Annotated in this window: 15 protein-coding genes and 2 tRNA genes; 4 read left to right on the top strand and 13 right to left on the bottom strand. The window is 69.9% G+C overall.

Annotated elements, in window-relative coordinates:
• The 3 genes from LJB74_RS10200 to LJB74_RS10190 are packed head-to-tail and all read right to left on the bottom strand — an operon-like array spanning position 1 to position 1,776.
• Positions 1-159, bottom strand: a complete 159-nt coding sequence (locus LJB74_RS10200; RefSeq protein WP_259308426.1) for a hypothetical protein — start codon at positions 157-159, stop codon at positions 1-3.
• The gene (locus tag LJB74_RS10195; protein WP_259308425.1) at positions 159-938 is read right to left on the bottom strand and encodes a class E sortase; all 780 of its coding nucleotides are present in this window, start codon (positions 936-938) and stop codon (positions 159-161) included. Before LJB74_RS10195 ends, LJB74_RS10200 begins: the two co-directional genes overlap by 1 nt.
• Complete coding sequence (locus LJB74_RS10190) at positions 928-1,776, bottom strand: DUF881 domain-containing protein (RefSeq protein ID WP_259308424.1); 849 nt, start codon at positions 1,774-1,776, stop codon at positions 928-930. The genes LJB74_RS10195 and LJB74_RS10190 overlap by 11 nt, the downstream gene beginning before the upstream one ends.
• A 113-nt stretch (positions 1,777-1,889) precedes the next feature.
• Here LJB74_RS10190 and LJB74_RS10185 point away from each other — a divergent pair, with 113 nt between their 5' ends.
• Positions 1,890-2,135, top strand: coding sequence for a cell division protein CrgA (locus LJB74_RS10185; RefSeq protein WP_259308423.1), 246 nt, complete (start codon positions 1,890-1,892; stop codon positions 2,133-2,135).
• Positions 2,136-2,262: 127 nt separating this feature from the next.
• Here the strand turns inward: LJB74_RS10185 and LJB74_RS10180 are convergent, their stop codons facing one another.
• Complete coding sequence (locus LJB74_RS10180) at positions 2,263-3,126, bottom strand: rhomboid family intramembrane serine protease (protein WP_259308422.1); 864 nt, start codon at positions 3,124-3,126, stop codon at positions 2,263-2,265.
• A gap of 99 nt (positions 3,127-3,225) precedes the next feature.
• Positions 3,226-3,765 (bottom strand): peptidylprolyl isomerase, encoded by a 540-nt coding sequence (locus LJB74_RS10175; protein WP_259308421.1) that lies wholly within the window; start codon positions 3,763-3,765, stop codon positions 3,226-3,228.
• 131 nt (positions 3,766-3,896) lie between these two features.
• Between LJB74_RS10175 and LJB74_RS10170 the strand changes: the two genes are divergently transcribed.
• The gene (locus tag LJB74_RS10170) at positions 3,897-4,772 is read left to right on the top strand and encodes a hypothetical protein (protein WP_259308420.1); all 876 of its coding nucleotides are present in this window, start codon (positions 3,897-3,899) and stop codon (positions 4,770-4,772) included.
• A 106-nt stretch (positions 4,773-4,878) separates the two neighbouring features.
• On the top strand, positions 4,879-7,410 hold the full coding sequence (locus tag LJB74_RS10165) for a DUF4012 domain-containing protein (RefSeq protein WP_259308419.1): 2,532 nt from the start codon (positions 4,879-4,881) through the stop codon (positions 7,408-7,410).
• 117 nt (positions 7,411-7,527) lie between these two features.
• Here the strand turns inward: LJB74_RS10165 and LJB74_RS10160 are convergent, their stop codons facing one another.
• From LJB74_RS10160 to LJB74_RS10150, 3 genes are all read right to left on the bottom strand, one after another.
• A complete protein-coding gene (locus LJB74_RS10160; protein WP_259308418.1) occupies positions 7,528-8,247 on the bottom strand; it encodes a type 1 glutamine amidotransferase in 720 nt (239 codons plus the stop codon).
• Complete coding sequence (locus tag LJB74_RS10155; RefSeq protein WP_259308417.1) at positions 8,244-9,617, bottom strand: MurT ligase domain-containing protein; 1,374 nt, start codon at positions 9,615-9,617, stop codon at positions 8,244-8,246. Before LJB74_RS10155 ends, LJB74_RS10160 begins: the two co-directional genes overlap by 4 nt.
• A 95-nt stretch (positions 9,618-9,712) precedes the next feature.
• On the bottom strand, positions 9,713-10,870 hold the full coding sequence (locus tag LJB74_RS10150; protein ID WP_259308416.1) for a hypothetical protein: 1,158 nt from the start codon (positions 10,868-10,870) through the stop codon (positions 9,713-9,715).
• Positions 10,871-11,233: 363 nt separating this feature from the next.
• Between LJB74_RS10150 and LJB74_RS10145 the strand changes: the two genes are divergently transcribed.
• Positions 11,234-11,773, top strand: coding sequence for a GNAT family N-acetyltransferase (locus LJB74_RS10145; RefSeq protein ID WP_259308415.1), 540 nt, complete (start codon positions 11,234-11,236; stop codon positions 11,771-11,773).
• Between the two features lie 106 nt (positions 11,774-11,879).
• Here the strand turns inward: LJB74_RS10145 and LJB74_RS10140 are convergent.
• The 5 genes from LJB74_RS10140 to gyrA all read right to left on the bottom strand — a co-directional run bounded on the left by LJB74_RS10140 (position 11,880) and on the right by gyrA (position 15,614).
• Positions 11,880-11,952, bottom strand: a tRNA-Ala gene (locus tag LJB74_RS10140).
• A gap of 55 nt (positions 11,953-12,007) precedes the next feature.
• Positions 12,008-12,127, bottom strand: a complete 120-nt coding sequence (locus LJB74_RS10135) for a DLW-39 family protein (protein WP_259308414.1) — start codon at positions 12,125-12,127, stop codon at positions 12,008-12,010.
• A gap of 22 nt (positions 12,128-12,149) precedes the next feature.
• Positions 12,150-12,223: transfer RNA gene (locus tag LJB74_RS10130), tRNA-Ile, on the bottom strand.
• 101 nt (positions 12,224-12,324) lie between these two features.
• Positions 12,325-13,011, bottom strand: a complete 687-nt coding sequence (locus LJB74_RS10125; protein WP_259308413.1) for a DUF3566 domain-containing protein — start codon at positions 13,009-13,011, stop codon at positions 12,325-12,327.
• Positions 13,008-15,614, bottom strand: coding sequence for a DNA gyrase subunit A (gene gyrA, locus LJB74_RS10120; protein ID WP_259310333.1), 2,607 nt, complete (start codon positions 15,612-15,614; stop codon positions 13,008-13,010). The genes LJB74_RS10125 and gyrA overlap by 4 nt, the downstream gene beginning before the upstream one ends.
• Between the last annotated feature and the right edge of the window lie 35 nt (positions 15,615-15,649).

The raw sequence follows: 15,649 nt of genomic DNA, 5'->3' as shown, positions 1-15,649 counted from the left end.
TCACGGCCCCACAGTCGTGTCGTTGAACGGCATCAGCGGCGCGATCGCCGGGAAGACCCAGGTGAAGCATGCCGCAAGCACCGCCGCAGCAGCGACGGCCAGGATGACGACCCGGAGCCAGCGCGGGCCGGGGATCGTGCGCCAGAGCCATCCGTACATCAGGCAGGCCCCTTCAGCTCGGCGGGCGCCGGCCCGCTCGTCGGCTCCCAGTAGTCCAGCGTGCCGTGCACGACGTAGCGCTGACTGGCCGAGTACATCGGGTGGCATGACGTCAGCGTGATCATGCGCGCGGTGGGCTCTGCACCGGCCTGGTCGGGGACCGGGGCGATGACGGCGACGTCCTGCGGTGCGACGATCTCCGTGCTGGTCACCCGGTACACGTACCAGGTCGCCTCCGTGCGTACGACGAGCGCGTCGCCGACCTTGAGCTCGGCGATGCGGTTGAAGGGCTTGCCGTAGGTCGTCCGGTGACCCGCGATGGCGAAGTTCCCGAGCGCACCGGGCATCGCCGTACCGGGGTAGTGACCGATGCCGAGACGGTCGAGCACTGCCACGCGATCGACCCCCTCACTCACGGGGCGCTGGTAGTCCGCACCCCAACGCGGCACGAGGAGCGTGGCGAACGTCGTCGTCTTGGCCGGTTCGTCGAGGACTGGTGGTGCCGTGTACCTTCTCGGGTCCGGCGCGGCCGATGCCGATGCCGTCGCCGACGGGTCGGCGGTGACGGGCGGGATCGCTCCCCACCCCAGGTCCTTCACGATCGCCGCCTGGGCCTGGTTCCCCTGGACGTCGGTCCACCACATCTGCCAGACCAGGAAGGCCACCAGGAACACGCCCAGGGTCAGGAAGAGCTCGGAGATGACACCGACGACGACGTGCCCGACCCCTGGTCGGGAACCTTGAGGAGCGACGTGGCGCCGCTTCTGCTCACTGGGCACTCGGGGATCCTTCGCTCGTGGCGCTCGGCACCGACGCAGCGGTCGGGCTCGGGGTGCTGGTCGGGCGCGTCGTCGGGAGGTCGGCGGTGCTCTTGAGGACGTCGATGCCGGCAGGGACCGAAGCGTACTGGAGGTCGGTCGTGCCCTCGTAGGCAGGAAGGGTGAGCGTGCTGGAGGCGGTGACGTTCCAGCCGAGGCCCACCGCGTCGACGTACTGGAGGTAGACCTGGATCTGCGGTGAGGCGTACAGGGCGGCCCGGAGCTTCTTCGGGTCGCCGATCGCCCGGACCACGTACGGAGGTGAGTACAGGCGCCCGTGCAGCGAGAGGACGTTGCCCACGCACCGGAACGCGGTCGTGGAGATGACGCGCTGACCCTGCAGGGACATCGCCTCGGCGCCGCCGGCCCAGAGGGCGTTGATCACCACCTGGAGGTCCTGCTGGTGGACCACGAGGTCGTCCGGACGCACCCCGGCCTGTCGCAGCGAGTCCGCCGGCGCGTCCGTCAGCTGCACCGTCAGGCCGGGTCCGGCAACCGCGACACGACCCGACGCGAGCTCCACGAGCGACGTCTGCGCGTCGTCGGCCGCAGCGCTGGCGGGGACCTGCGCAGCGGTGAGCTGCTCGACGTCGGCCCGGAGGGCGTCGACCTGGGTGGTGAGCTTGGCGAGCCGGTCGGAGGCCGCCACCGCGAGGTCGCTGAGGTCCTGCGGCGCGCGACTGTCCTGACCCTGGGCGAGGCGGGCGTTCGCGGCGAAGAGCACACCGGCGAGCGCGAGCACGATGCCGACCGCGACCGTGCCGGTCGTCACCCGGCGCCGACGAGGGTGCCTGGTCACTCGTCCTCCTTCCCCGGGCTGCGCTCGCACTACGCTAGACGACGAATCGGTGTGGACAGAGGTCCCACCAGGATCACGCCCCCCGGATCACCGCTGGACAGGAGCCCCACGAGATGCCTGAGTCTCGGTCACGCAAGAAGCCCGCCTACATCGCCCCTCCGGGCAAGGCCGCCCCGAAGGTCAACCCGCCGTGGTTCGTCCCGGTGATGCTCGGCCTCATGATCGTGGGTCTGGTGTGGATCGTGACGACATACCTCACGTCCACGAACTACCCGATCCCCGGTATCCACAACTGGAACCTCGCCATCGGGTTCGCCCTGCTGCTGGGCGGTTTCAGCCTCACCACGCGCTGGCAGTAGCACCGGACCGCGGCGCTTCTCGTCATCCTTGTCCCCAGGGAGTGGACAACCTTGTGGATAACTACACCGGTGTCATTCACTCCCGGCGACGGCCCTGCGAGTGGCCGCGCGCGGGTCGTGACACCCGTCAGGCCCCGACGCTCGCGTACCGCAGGACGACGACGAGGACGAGTGCGATCCCTGTCGCGACAGTCGCCACGAGCGCGACCTGCCGCTGCCGAGGGCGCGGGGCGTAGGCGAACACCGCCCCGAGGACCAGTCCGACGACGAGCCCGCCGATGTGTCCCTGCCACGAGATGCCGGGAATGGTGAAGCTCATCACGAGGTTCAGCACGATCACGACGAACATCGAGCGGACGGACTGGCCGAGTCGCCGCGCGACGAGGACCACGGCGCCGAACAGGCCGAAGATCGCGCCGGACGCCCCGAGCACGGCCGTGACCCATGACCGGCCGTAGGGATCCGCGACCAGGAGCACCATCACGTCGCCCCCGAGCGCCGAGAGCAGGTACAGCGCGATGTAGCGCCACCGTCCCAGCACGATCTCGAGGTACGGGCCGATGAACCACAGCGCGATCATGTTGAACGCGATGTGCGGGATCGAGGCGTGGAGGAAGGCCGCCGTGAGGAACCGGTACGGCTCGAGGTCTCCGACCGACGGCGCGAAGATCAGCGCGTTCTGCCAGCCGGGCACGACCAGCTGGAGGACGTAGGACACGACGTTCAGGCCGATGATCGTCATCGTGACGACCGGTCGCCCCCCGCGCACCGTGCCGCCGAGGACCGTACGCGTGGCCGGGGTCCGCCGGGCGGCCTCCCGCACGCAGTCCACGCAGTGGATGCCGACCGCGGCCGGACGCTGGCACTCGGGGCACGCCGGGCGTCCGCACCGCTGGCAGGTCACGTAGGAGACGCGATCGGGGTGCCGCGGGCACACCGGAGCAGCCGGGGTGGGGGCGGCGGCCGCCCCGGGGTCCGTCGGTGTCGTCACGTCGCCCTCTCGTTCATCGCGGCAGCGCGGCGGTGCGCACCTGTCGATGCGCACCGCCGGTCGTGTCGTCGGCAGAGACCCGGCGACAGCACCGAGGAATCAGTCCTCGACCGTGATGGACGTGATCGTGACGTCCTCGACGGGCCGGTCACCGGAGCCGGTGGGCACGGCGATGATCGCGTCGACGACCGCGCGGCTCGCGTCGTCGGCGACCTTGCCGAAGATCGTGTGCTTGCCGGTCAGCCACGCGGTCGCGACCGTCGTGATGAAGAACTGCGAGCCGTTCGTCCCCGCCGGCTTGCCGGTGATCGGGTCACGACGCAGGCCGGCGTTGGCCATCGCCAGCAGGTACGGCTCGGTGAACGCGAGCTCCGGGTGGATCTCGTCGTCGAACGTGTACCCGGGCCCACCGGTACCGCGGCCGAGCGGGTCGCCGCCCTGGATCATGAAGTCCTTGATGACCCGGTGGAAGATCACGCCGTTGTACAGCGGGTCGGTGCGCTCGACCCCGGTCGCGGGGTCGGTCCACGTCGTGGTGCCCGTGGCGAGGCCGACGAAGTTCTCGACCGTCTTGGGCGCGTGGTTCGGGTAGAGCTCGATGCGGATGTCGCCGGATGTGGTGTGCAGAGTCGCGAACATGCGCACATTCTTCCATGGGCCGCCCCCGCACCCCTGTGCAGGGGCAGTGGGCTGTCGGCGAACACCGGCACCGGTGGGCGTTCAGTGGCAGAGTGTGAAGTCAGACCAGCAGCCGACCTAGGGGAGTGGACATGTACGACCGTCTCCGCCGTTCCGCCCACATCGACCAGATCGACGCCGACGCCCTCAAGGACCGGGCGACCGAGGTCGCCGCGACCCTCGTCGAGGCCGGCGGTCACGCCGCCGAGGTCGCTCACGAGGCCGCCGCGCAAGCGCGAGAGGCGGCCGAGCAGGCCAAGGAGTGGTCCGCGCCGCGTGTCGAGGCCGCTGTCGAGTGGTTGGTTCCTCGCCTCGAGCACGCCTGGCAGGAGGGGGTGAAGTCCGCCGCGCCGCGGGTCGAGAAGGCCGCGCAGGTGGCGACCCCCGCCCTGGACGTCGCGCACGAGAAGCTCGTCGACGAGATCCTCCCGCACATGGTCGCCGCCGTGAACGCGGCGGCGGAGCGCGCGGGCGCGGCCGTCGCCGCCGCGGCCGAGGCGGCGGAGACCACCGCGGCCGCCCCCACGGCCCCGGCGAAGAAGAAGGGCGGTGGCCTCTTCTGGCTCGTCGCGCTGATCCTCGGCGTCGGCGCCGCCGCAGCGGCCTGGACCCGCTCCAAGTCGACCGTCGACCCGTGGGCGGAGCCGTGGGAGCCTCGCGACGAGCACGAGGAGACGCTCCGGGCCCGCGCGGCGGAGGCCCGCGAGGAGCTGTCGGAGGTCGTCGAGGACGTCCGGCACACGGTCGAGGACGCAGCCGAGACCGTCGGAGAGGTCGCCGGCGTGACTGTCGCGCGGAGCCGGAAGGCAGCCGAGAAGGCAGCCGAGAAGGTCTCCGAGGCCCGCGACGAGCTCACCGACAAGGTGACCGAGGCCCGTGAGGCGGCCAAGAAGGTCACTGCACGGCGTCCGGCCGCGAAGAAGGCGGCAGAGACCGCGCCCGACGAGACCTCGGAACCTTCCGCCTGACCGGACGTGCGGCGTCGGTCCTGAACGGTCGTCCCGACCTCGTCGGCCCGGGGTGAATTCGCGCTCACCGGGAGTCCGTCGGCGTCTGATATGTCACGATCGAGCGGTGAAGATCCGGGTGAGACGCCGCGCGCTCCTCGTCTTCGCGGCAGCCCTGCTCGGCTTGATGCTCGTCGGCGCCGGCTGGGTGACCTACCGGGGGCTGCAGGCCGAGAGCGCGCTCCGCTCGGCGGGCACCTCGCTGGTCGAGCTGGAGTCGGTCCTCAGCGACGGGCAGACCCAGGCGCTTGCCGACCAGCTTCCTGCGATCCAGGCCGACGCACGTCGGGCACGGGACGCGACCTCAGACCCCGTGTGGTGGCTCGCTGAGCACGTCCCCGTCCTCGGCTACGACCTCGTCGCCGTGCGCACGGTGTCGACCGCGGTCGACGACGTCGCGATGAATGCCCTCCCCGCGATCGCCGACCTCGGCACGGTGCTGTCGTCCAGCAACGTGCGTACGTCGGACGGTCGGATCGACCTCGCCAACCTGGTCGACGCCGCACCGAGCGTCGCCACGGCCGATGCGTCGATGCAGCGCGCCAACGACGCCGTCGCTGCGCTCGATCCGTCTCGGCTCCTCGCCCGCGTCGCCGGTCCGGTCGTGCAGGTGCAGGACGGGCTCGGCCGCGCGGCGGGCGTCATGCGAGTCGCCGACCAGGTGGCGCAGCTCGTGCCGCCGATGCTCGGGGCCGACGGTCCTCGCACCTACCTCATGATGTCGCTCAACAGCGCCGAGCTGCGCGCCGCGGGCGGCATCGTCGGCGCAGTTGCCGAGCTCCATGCTGAGAATGGAGCCCTCAGTCTTGTCACGAAGTGGTCGACGGGAGACCTCCCCGTGTACGACACGAGCGTGCTGCCGCTGACCGCCGCCGAGGTCCGCGTCCACGCGGACACCCTCGGGCGATGGATCCAGGACGTCGTCTCGACGCCCGACTTCCCGCGAAGCGCAGAGCTGGCGCAAGCCATGTGGACGAGGGCCACGGGCGAGACGGTCGACGGGGTGGTTGCCGTCGACCCGGTAGCGGTGAGCTACCTTCTCGCGGCGACCGGTCCGGTCAAGGTCCCCGGCGGCGTCGAGGTGAACCAGGGCAACCTCGTCTCGATCCTGCTCCACGACGCGTACCTCCAGATCCCCGACCGTGCCGTCCAGGACACCTTCTTCAGCGGTGTCGCGACGGCGGTGTTCCGTGCGGTCGCAGACGGTGGCGGGGATCCTCGGAGCGTGATCCGGGAGCTGGTGCGCGCGGCGCAGGAGAAGCGCATCCGGGTGTGGTCGACACACTCGACGGAGGAGCACCTTCTGGCGAAGACCCCGCTGGGTTCCGGGTTCCTGTCGGGCGCCGCTGACGACTCACCCGGAGTCTTCCTGGACGACGGCACCGGGGGAAGCTCGACTACTTCCTCAAGGCCACGGTCACGGTCGAGCAACCCGCGTGCAGCGCCGGGGAGTCCGAGGTCGTCCGGCTCGACCTCGCCTACGAACCTCCGGCCGACATCGGCACCTACCCGTGGTACGTCGTGGGGATCCACCACCCGAACCTGCCGACCGGGTCCGTGCAGACCAACATCACGGTCTACGCCCCGGTCGGCGGGAAGCTCCTGGAAGAGCGCCTCGGCGACACGTACGTCGGCGGGGTCAGCGCAACGGAGAGCGGGCGACAGGTCAGCGTGCTCACCTCGCAGCTCGATCCTGGCGAGCACGCGACGTATCGCTTCACCATCGCGGGAGTCGCGCCGAGGTCGTCCGTGTGGACCACGCCGACGATCACCGGCCCGGGTCTCGTCCCGACCGTCTGCCCGACGCACTGAATCTCCCAGACTTCACCCATCCTGCCGATACCCGAAGACGCCCCGGAGCGCTACTGTGATGGGGAATTGTCGGTATTGCCCGGTTTCGAGGATGGGGCTCGCCATGAACAAGCTGATCCGGTCGGTGCTGGGCATCGCGCTCGCCACGACCGCGGTGCTCCCGTTCGCGGGGCCCGCAGCCGCTGTGGAGACGCCTGCCCCGGGTTGTCCCACGCAGGACCCCGGCTACGAGGCGGGAGGCGTGTGTCAGGTCACCGTCACGACGGTCGACCCGACGTGCGTCGGTGGCGTCGCGTCGCTCGACTACGTCGTCACGGCCGAGGGCACACCGAGCAGCACCGTGACCATCACCTTTGTGAACCCGAGCGGTGGCAACGTCGTCTACGCGAATCAACCCCTGACGGGGAGCGTGCTCTGGCCCGGGATGGTGGTGACGGGTGGGCAGGCGACCGACTGGCCCGGATGGACCAAGGCCGCCGACGGGACGTGGTCGAGCGGTGACGAGTTCAGTTGGGCGGACAGCAACGTCCAGGTCCTCTTCGCGGTCGGCCCCGAGGCAGCGGCCACGGTGACCTACCCGCAGGGAACCGGATCCGGCTACTGCGGTCCGTCCTCCTCGGAGGTCCTGGCCGCGCCGCCGAACGCGTCGACCTCGTTGGTCTCGAACGTTCTTGCGGCGACGGGTGCCAACCCGATGCCCCTGGCGTTCCTCGGTGGCGGACTCATCCTTGTCGGAGGGAGCCTTCTCGTGATGCGAAGCCGGCTGCGCCACCGCTCGCACTCCTGAAGTCTCGCCCACGGAGGGTCGTGCCAGCCTGCGCAGCCGCGCGCAAGGCGCTGGGTCCGCCGGTCGGATCGGCATGCTCTCGGTGCCCACACCTCGCGGACCCCGGATCTGCCGGCGCTACTGGGGTCGCAGCGCGGCGACGTCGGCCGCCCGTCGCTCGACGGCGTCGTCGAGCGGGGCGAGCTCCGTCACGCCGAACCGGCGGTTCAGTGCGGTGAGGATGAGGTGGTCCGTCAGGCGCGGGTTCTTCGGCAGGATCGGTCCGTGCAGGTAGGTGCCGATCACGTTCGCGCTCCTGGCACCCTCGATGTGGCCGTCGCTGGTGTTGCCGTAACCCTTGCTGACGGTACCGAGCGGTTCCTGCCCGGGGTCGAGCGTCGTCTGGCCCGAGTGGTTCTCGAACCCGACGAGCCGCCCGTAGGGGCTCTCCACCACGACGTTCCCGATCATCCGGACCGTGCTGCCGACGGTCCGCGCACCGAGGACGGAGATCCCGGGGATCTCGCGGCCGCTGATCGTGGTGAACCCGTGGCCGAACAGCTGGTAGGTGCCGCAGATGACCAGCATCGGCAGTCCCGCTGCGGCGGCCGTCCGGAGGCTCTCGCCGCGAGCGAGGAGGTCGGCCCCGATCACGACCTGCCCCGAGTCCTGCCCGCCTCCGCCGAACACGAGGTCGACCTCGGCGAAGTCGAAGGGCTCACCGACCTCGACCGGGCGGACCACCACGGAGTAGCCGCGCCACTCCAGGCGCTTGCGCAACGCGATGACGTTGCCGAGGTCGCCGTAGATGCTCATCTCACGCGGGTAGAGGTGCGCGATCGTGATCTCGTCGCTCACTTCCACACCTCCTGCATGGCGGTCCGCTGAGAGAGCATCTTGCGGATCGCCAGCATGGCCGTGTAGGTCGGCAGGATGTAGCCCGTGCCTCCGACGGGGATCTCGCTCACGAGCCTCTCCACGGCCGCGGTGAAGTCCTCCACCTCGTCGGCCGCGACCCCGGCGTAGTGCAGTCGCAGGGTCATGTCGGCGCCCCGGATCCCCGTGGTGAGCACGGTCGCGTCCGCGGGGATCAGCGCCTCCATCGGGACGTCCCAGAGCCACGAGACGTCGCGTCCGTCCGCGTCGAGGTCGCTCACCGCGAAGAGCACGTGCGGTGCCGTCTCACGGCTCACGAACGTCTCGAGGACCTGGGTGAGTCCGACGGGGTTCTTCACGAGCAGCAGGAACAGCGTGCGCCCGTCGAGCGTGAGCTCCTCGACGCGCCCGAACGCTGCCACCGTGCTCGCCAGGGTCTCCGTGACGACGGCGGGGGCGATCCCGCACCCGTGGGCGAGGCTCATCGCCGCGAGGGCGTTGTACATGTTGTAGGTGCCCGCAAGGGGGAAGACGACATCGCTCCGCGCCCCGTCGATCGCCACCGTGAACCGCGACCCTGTGGAGTCGGCCGACGCGACCTCGACGACCTCGACGTCGGGCGTCGGGCGCGTGACGTCGCACGTCGGGCAGTGGTAGTGACCGATGTGCCCGTAGAACGTCCGGCTGAACTCCAGGCGCGTCCGGCACACCGGGCAGCGGTCGGAGTCGGAGGCGGTCTGCGGCACCCCCGGCGCGTCCGCGGGGAGCTGGTCGACGCCGAAGTAGTGCACGAGGTCAGCGCTCGCTGCATATCGGCTCAGGCTCGCCACCAGCGGGTCGTCCGCGTTGAGGTACAGCTGGGCCGTCGTCGCGGCGATGCCCTCACCGATCAGGGCCGCAGTCGTGTCCAGCTCTCCGTAGCGGTCGAGCTGGTCGCGGAAGAGGTTGAGCACGACGATGTGGTCGGGTTTCAGCTCGCCGGTGACCCGTCGGAGGCTGGCCTCGTCGACCTCGAACAGGCCGATCGTCGCGTCGACGTGCCCGCGCAGGTCGGCGGCCGAGATCAGCGCGGACGTGACGCCCCGCTTGAGGTTCGACCCGGTGCTGTTGGAGAGCACCCGCTCGCCGTTCGCCTCGAGGATCGCGGCGATCAGCTTGGTCGTGGTGGTCTTCCCGTTGGTCCCGGTCACCATGATCACGCCGTGCGGCAGCCCCGCGGCCAGGCGACCGGCGAGCCCTGGGTCGAGGCGCTCTGCGATGAGGCCGGGAAGTGCGTGCCCACCGCCCTTGCCGAGAAGCCGGCTGAGGTGGGCTGCAGCCTTCGTCACGGCGAGCGTGAACCATCCCGACATGGGTGCGACTGTACCTCAGCGGTGGTCTGGGTCCGCTCGTTCCGCCGGGCCGTCAATGAGACCACCCGGCGTCGCTCCGTCGAGGGCGTGAGCCCTCATCCGCACTGGATCGAGGTGTACAGCATCCCGTTGTACGTGACCGCGCCGATGTAGGCGGTCGAGAAGTTCCCGACCATGACCGCGCGGTGGCTCGGCGAATTCGCGTAGGCATTGATCATCGCGGTCGCGCTCACCGGCGACACCCGTCCGACGATCTCCCACATGGTGCGCACGCTGCTGTGCCAGATGCTGTTCGACGCGGCCATCTCGCTCGCGTGCTGAACACGTGCGGCCGACCTCACGATCGCCATCGGCGGCAGACCCTGCGACGCGCGGAATGCGTTCAGCGCTGCTCCGACGGTGGCGGCGCTGTACTCGACGCCGACCATCGACACCGCGGGGGCGGGTGCCGCCGGTGCGGCGGTGCCACCGGACGAGGTCGCCGTACGCGTCGTGGTCGTCCTCTTCGTTGTCGCGGTCCTCGCCGCTGCCGCCTGCTCGGCCGCCGCCTTCGCCGCGGCTGCCTGCGCTGCCGCCTGCTCGGCCGCCGCCTTCTCGGCCGCGATGCGGGCGTCCTCAGCCACCTGCCACCCGTGCTGCGCCGTGACCGCAGCCTGTCGCGGTGCGGCGATCGCGGCGACCGTCGCGGCGAGCGCTCGCGCGTCCGTGGCCGAGTCCGGCCCGGCCAGCACCGAACGGGCGGCAGCGACGGCGGCTTGTAGCGCCGCCCTGGGGGCATCCCCGGCCTGCGGCGTTGCTGCCAGAGTGGCCTCGGCTGCGGCGATCGTGTGCGCCGCGGCGACGGCTGTCAGCGTCGCACCGCGCGCTCGCCACGCACGGGTGCTGATCCGGATGGCGTCTGCGGCGGCCGTCTGCACCTGTGCGCGCGCCTCCTCGGCCGAACGCGCCTCGGCATCGGCACGACCCAGCATGACCCCGCCGACCAGAAGCGCGGAGACGGTGCCGACAGCAACGACGCGGAACCACCGGCGACGCGCGGTGCGTGCCGGCGCGGAGGGAGCGGAGGCGGGCGTGATCCGCTCAAGGCTCGGCGATGACGGGTCGACCTCTGCCCCGATGCGCTCGAGCTCCGGGGCCGAGAGCTGGGTGGGGAGGGACGGAGGCCGGAGGTTCGTGCGCTGCTCGAGGCCAGCCCCTGCCTCGGCACTCCCGCGCGGGGTCGGAATGGTGCCGAGTCGGTCGTCTTGTTTCACCGTAGACATTGGTAGCCTCCAAGATTGCCTTGCTTCTGGAGCCACTATGGGGGGTGAAGTTGCAGGAGAAAAGGGACCTACGCGCCATTGTGTCCGGTTTGAACCGTATTCTCCGCAAAAGTGACGTCGCGTTTTTCTGGCATTGCAGAGCGGTCATTTCGGACACTTGGAACAGTTCGGCACAAAGGGTTGACCGGCCCTGGGCGGCGGTGTCGCCCCTGGGCTCCACCCGCGCGCGGTGCCCCCGGACGGGACCGCCGGGCCCGACGTCGACGGCGACCGCAGGCCGACGAGGCGGCATCGCGCCGATCCCGTCGCGATAATGGATCGCGCGGCAGCCCGATGTCGCCTCACGATGGTGGGGTGCCCGAGCCATCTGGTCCGACTCCGTCCGCGCCGACCGTCCACCTCGTCCGCCTGACACCCGACGCCCTGTCCGCGTTGCTCGACGGTGACCTCGACCGGGCGCGCGCCGCCGCCGGCGTCGACGTGACGGAGTACTTCACCTCGCCCTCGATGCACTGGCTGTGGCAGTTTCGGCTCGAGCAGATGGCGACCGATCCCCGCAGCACGCCGTGGCTCGTGCGTGCGGCGGTCGACAGCGCCACGGGCGCCGTCGTCGGCCACGCCGGCTTTCACGGTCCGCCGGACGCGAACGGCATGGTTGAGGTGGGGTATTCGGTGGACCCGCGTCATCGACGCCGCGGGTATGCCCGTGCGATGCTCCGCGCGCTGATCGAGGAGGTCGTTCCGGAGCCGACCGTGACGACGGTGCGCGCCTCGATCAGTCCGACGAACACCGCATCTCTCGCGACCATCGCCGGCTTCGGCTTCATGCAGGTGGGCGAGCAGTGGGACGAGCGGGACGGCCTCGAGCTCGTGTTCGAGCGCCCGGTGAGGTGACGAGGGTTGCCGATCGCCGGGAAGACTCCCAGTCCCGCATCGGGTGCCCGGTGCGGTGCCTGACGACGTGCACCGCACAGATGCGGTCACGGGTCGTGACGATGGGTGGAGCCAAGGGGACTCGAACCCCTAACCCCCTGCTTGCAAAGCAGGTGCGCTACCAATTGCGCCATGGCCCCGTGGACGGCATCTGCCGCCCGTGACACTCCGCTTGTCGGGCTCCGCGGAGTTGGTCTACTCGAAGGTGTCGGTGACCTCGGCCCACAGATCGCGGCTGTCGGTCTCGTCGGCGTACCGCTTCCAGACGACGTATCCCGCGCCGGCCAGAGCCAGCAGGATCAGTACCTTCTTCATCGGTCCCCCAACGGGTCGGGAGTGGGCCTAACAGGACTTGAACCTGTGACCTCTTCCTTATCAGGGAAGCGCTCTAACCGTCTGAGCTATAGGCCCGATTCGCGCACGGTGCACCCGGCGCGCCGGATGAGACTACCCCAGCGCGGGTGCCGTTCCCAAACGGGTACGCGCGAGGAGGTGTCTCGGTCGTGCGACGCTCACTCGTCCGTCATGGTGAGGTGGATGCCTCCGACCAGTGCCGCGACGATGTTGTAGAGGAACGCCCCGATCGTGGCGAGCGCCGTCATGAGGAAGACGTCGATGATCGCGATCAGCGAGGCGGCCGAGACGATGCGGCTGAACTTGACGTACTGCAGGATGTCGATCTTCGTCTCGGTCCCGACGACCTCACGGACGAGCGAGTCGACCTTCGTGAAGACGTGCATCCCGTCGAGCGTCAGCCAGATCACTGCCGCAGCCACGACGATCATGATCCCGATCGCGACGGAGAGCAGGAACGACAGCTTCATGACCGACCAGGGGTCGACCCGGGAGACCGCGAGGCGTACCCGCCGTGGCGCACCGGTCTCCGCCGCGACCTTGACCGCGGGACGAGGTCCCGCACCGGTGTGCGAGCTCGTGTGCCGGATCTCACCGACCGGCACGTCGCCGGTGTCGTGCTCGCTGTCACGCGGCGGGCTCGGCCACCCGCCGGCGCCCGGGACCGGGCTTGTCGACGTCGCGGCCGGTTGCGGTGAGGCCGCGCTCGGAGCGGTGCTCGACGACGCCCGTGCGGGGGTGAACGTCGGGGCACTCACGCCGGACGTGGACGCAGCGGCCGGCTGGGGTCGGTCGCCGCCCTGCCGCGGGGTGAACGACCGGGGCGCGGTCTCGTCGCTGCTCATTCGCTCTCCTCGTGGTTCTGCTCGGTCGCCACATCAGGGGTCGGCGGAGTCTCGTCGTCCACGACGTCTGCCTCGATCGGCGCGTGCTCCTCGCCAACGGTAGCCGCATCCTCGCCGAGATGACGTTCGATGTTACGGGCGATCGCGATGATCCGATCGCCGGAGTCGGGCTTGGCGAAGGTCACCCCTTGGGTGTTGCGTCCGGTCAGGTGCACCTCGGCGACGGCCGATCGCACGATCTTCCCGCGTTCCATGATGACCATGACCTCGTCGTCCTCCTCCGTGATGAGGGCGCCCACGAGGTCACCACGGGCTTCGACGAGGTTGGCCACCTTGATCCCGAGTCCGCCACGACCTTGGACGCGGTACTCGGAGATGTCGGTCCGCTTCGCGAACCCACCCTCGGTGACGACGAAGAGCTGCGCGCCGTCCTGGACCACGTCCATCGACAGCAGCTGGTCACCGGGTCGGAACTTCATGCCGGTGACTCCGGAGGTCGCGCGACCGAGCGGTCGCATCGCCTCGTCGTCGGCGGTGAACCGGATCGACTGGCCCTTGCGCGAGACGAGGATGAGGTCGTCGGTCGAGTCGACCAGCCGAGCCGCGACGAGCTCGTCCGGGTTGCCGTCCTCGTCCTCGCGGAGGTTGATCGCGATCACGCCACCGCTGCGGTTCGAGTCGTACTCGGTCAGCCGCGTCTTCTTGACCAGACCGCCCCGCGTCGCGAGGACCAGGTACTCGGCCTGGTCGTAGTCGCGCAGGTCGAGCACCTGGGCGATCTGCTCGCCAGGGAGGAAGGCCAGCAGATTCGCGACGTGCTGGCCCTTGGCATCACGACCGCCCTCGGGGAGCTCGTAGGCCTTCGCCCGGTACACACGTCCGAGGTTGGTGAAGAACAGCAGCCAGTGGTGCGTGGTCGTCACGAAGAAGTGGTCGACGATGTCGTCCTCGCGGAGCTGGGCGCCGCGGACCCCCTTGCCACCGCGGCGCTGGGCCCGGTAGTTGTCGCTCCGGGTCCGCTTGGCGTAGCCGCCGCGGGTGATCGTGACGACGACCTCCTCCTCGGCGATGAGGTCCTCCATCGAGACCTCGCCGTCGAACGGCATGATCGTCGTACGACGCTCGTCCCCGTTCTTCGCCACGATCTCGTCGAGCTCGCCCCCGACGATGTCGCGCTGACGTTGCGGTGACTCGAGGATCTCGCGGTAGTCCGTGATCTTCGCCATCAGGCCGTCGTACTCGTCGACGATCTTCTGCCGCTCCATCGCGGCGAGTGCACGCAGCTGCATGGAGAGGATCGCGTTGGCCTGGACCTCGTCGACGTCGAGCAGCTCCATCAGTCCGCTGCGGGCGTCGTCGACCGTGGCCGAGGCGCGGATCAGCCGGATGACCTCGTCGAGCGCGTCGAGCGCCTTGAGGTAGCCGGTGAGGATGTGGGCGCGCTCCTCGGCCTTGCGCAGCCGGAACCGCGTGCGTCGGACGATCACGTCCATCTGGTGCGTCACCCAGTGCCGGATGAACGCATCGATGGACATGGTGCGGGGCACGCCGTCGACGAGCGCGAGCATGTTCGCGCCGAAGGTGTCCTGCATCTGGGTGTGCTTGTACAGGTTGTTGAGCACGACCTTCGCGACGGCGTCGCGCTTGAGCACGATCACCAGGCGCTGGCCGGTGCGGCCCGACGTCTCGTCGCGGATGTCGGCGATGCCCTGCAGCCGGCCCTCGCGCACGAGATCGGCGATCTTCTGCGCGAGGTTGTCCGGGTTGACCTGGTACGGGAGCTCGGTGATGACCAGGCAGATCCGGTTCTGGATCTCCTCGACCGTGACGACGGCGCGCATCGTGATCGAGCCGCGGCCGGTGCGGTAGGCGTCCTCGATCCCACGGTGGCCGAGGATCTGCGCGCCGGTGGGGAAGTCCGGGCCCTTGATCCGCTGCATCAGGGCCTCGAGCAGCTCCTGGTGCGACGCGTCCGGGTGCTCGAGGTACCAGTGGACGCCGTCGGCGACCTCGCGCATGTTGTGCGGCGGGATGTTGGTCGCCATGCCGACAGCGATACCCGCCGAGCCGTTCACCAGCAGGTTCGGGAAGCGCGCCGGGAGGACGACCGGCTCCTGGGTACGCCCGTCGTAGTTGTCCTGGAAGTCGACGGTCTCCTCGTCGATGTCGCGGACCATCTCCATCGACAGCGGCGCCATCTTGCACTCGGTGTACCGCGGGGCGGCTGCGGGGTCGTTGCCCGGCGACCCGAAGTTCCCCTGCCCGGCGACGAGCGGGTAGCGCATCGACCAGTCCTGGACCAGTCGCACGAGGGCGTCGTAGATCGCGCTGTCGCCGTGCGGGTGGAACTTCCCCATGACGTCGCCGACGACGCGGCTGCACTTGGAGAACGCGCGGTCCGGACGGTAGCCGCCGTCGTACATCGCGTAGAGCACGCGGCGGTGCACGGGCTTCAGACCGTCCCGGACGTCCGGCAGCGCGCGCCCGATGATCACGGACATCGCGTAGTCCAGGTAGGACCGCTGCATCTCGACCTGGAGGTCGATCTGCTCGATCCGGCCGTGCTCGGTCAGCACGATCTCGGTCGCGGCCTCGACGTCGATGGTCGGTTCCTGCGCATCTCCGGGTGGAGTCTGCT

It is taken from the genome of Cellulomonas sp. P24, from assembly GCF_024704385.1.
Lineage (GTDB): Bacteria > Actinomycetota > Actinomycetes > Actinomycetales > Cellulomonadaceae > JAJDFX01.
This window is presented reverse-complemented; position numbering and strand designations above follow the sequence as displayed.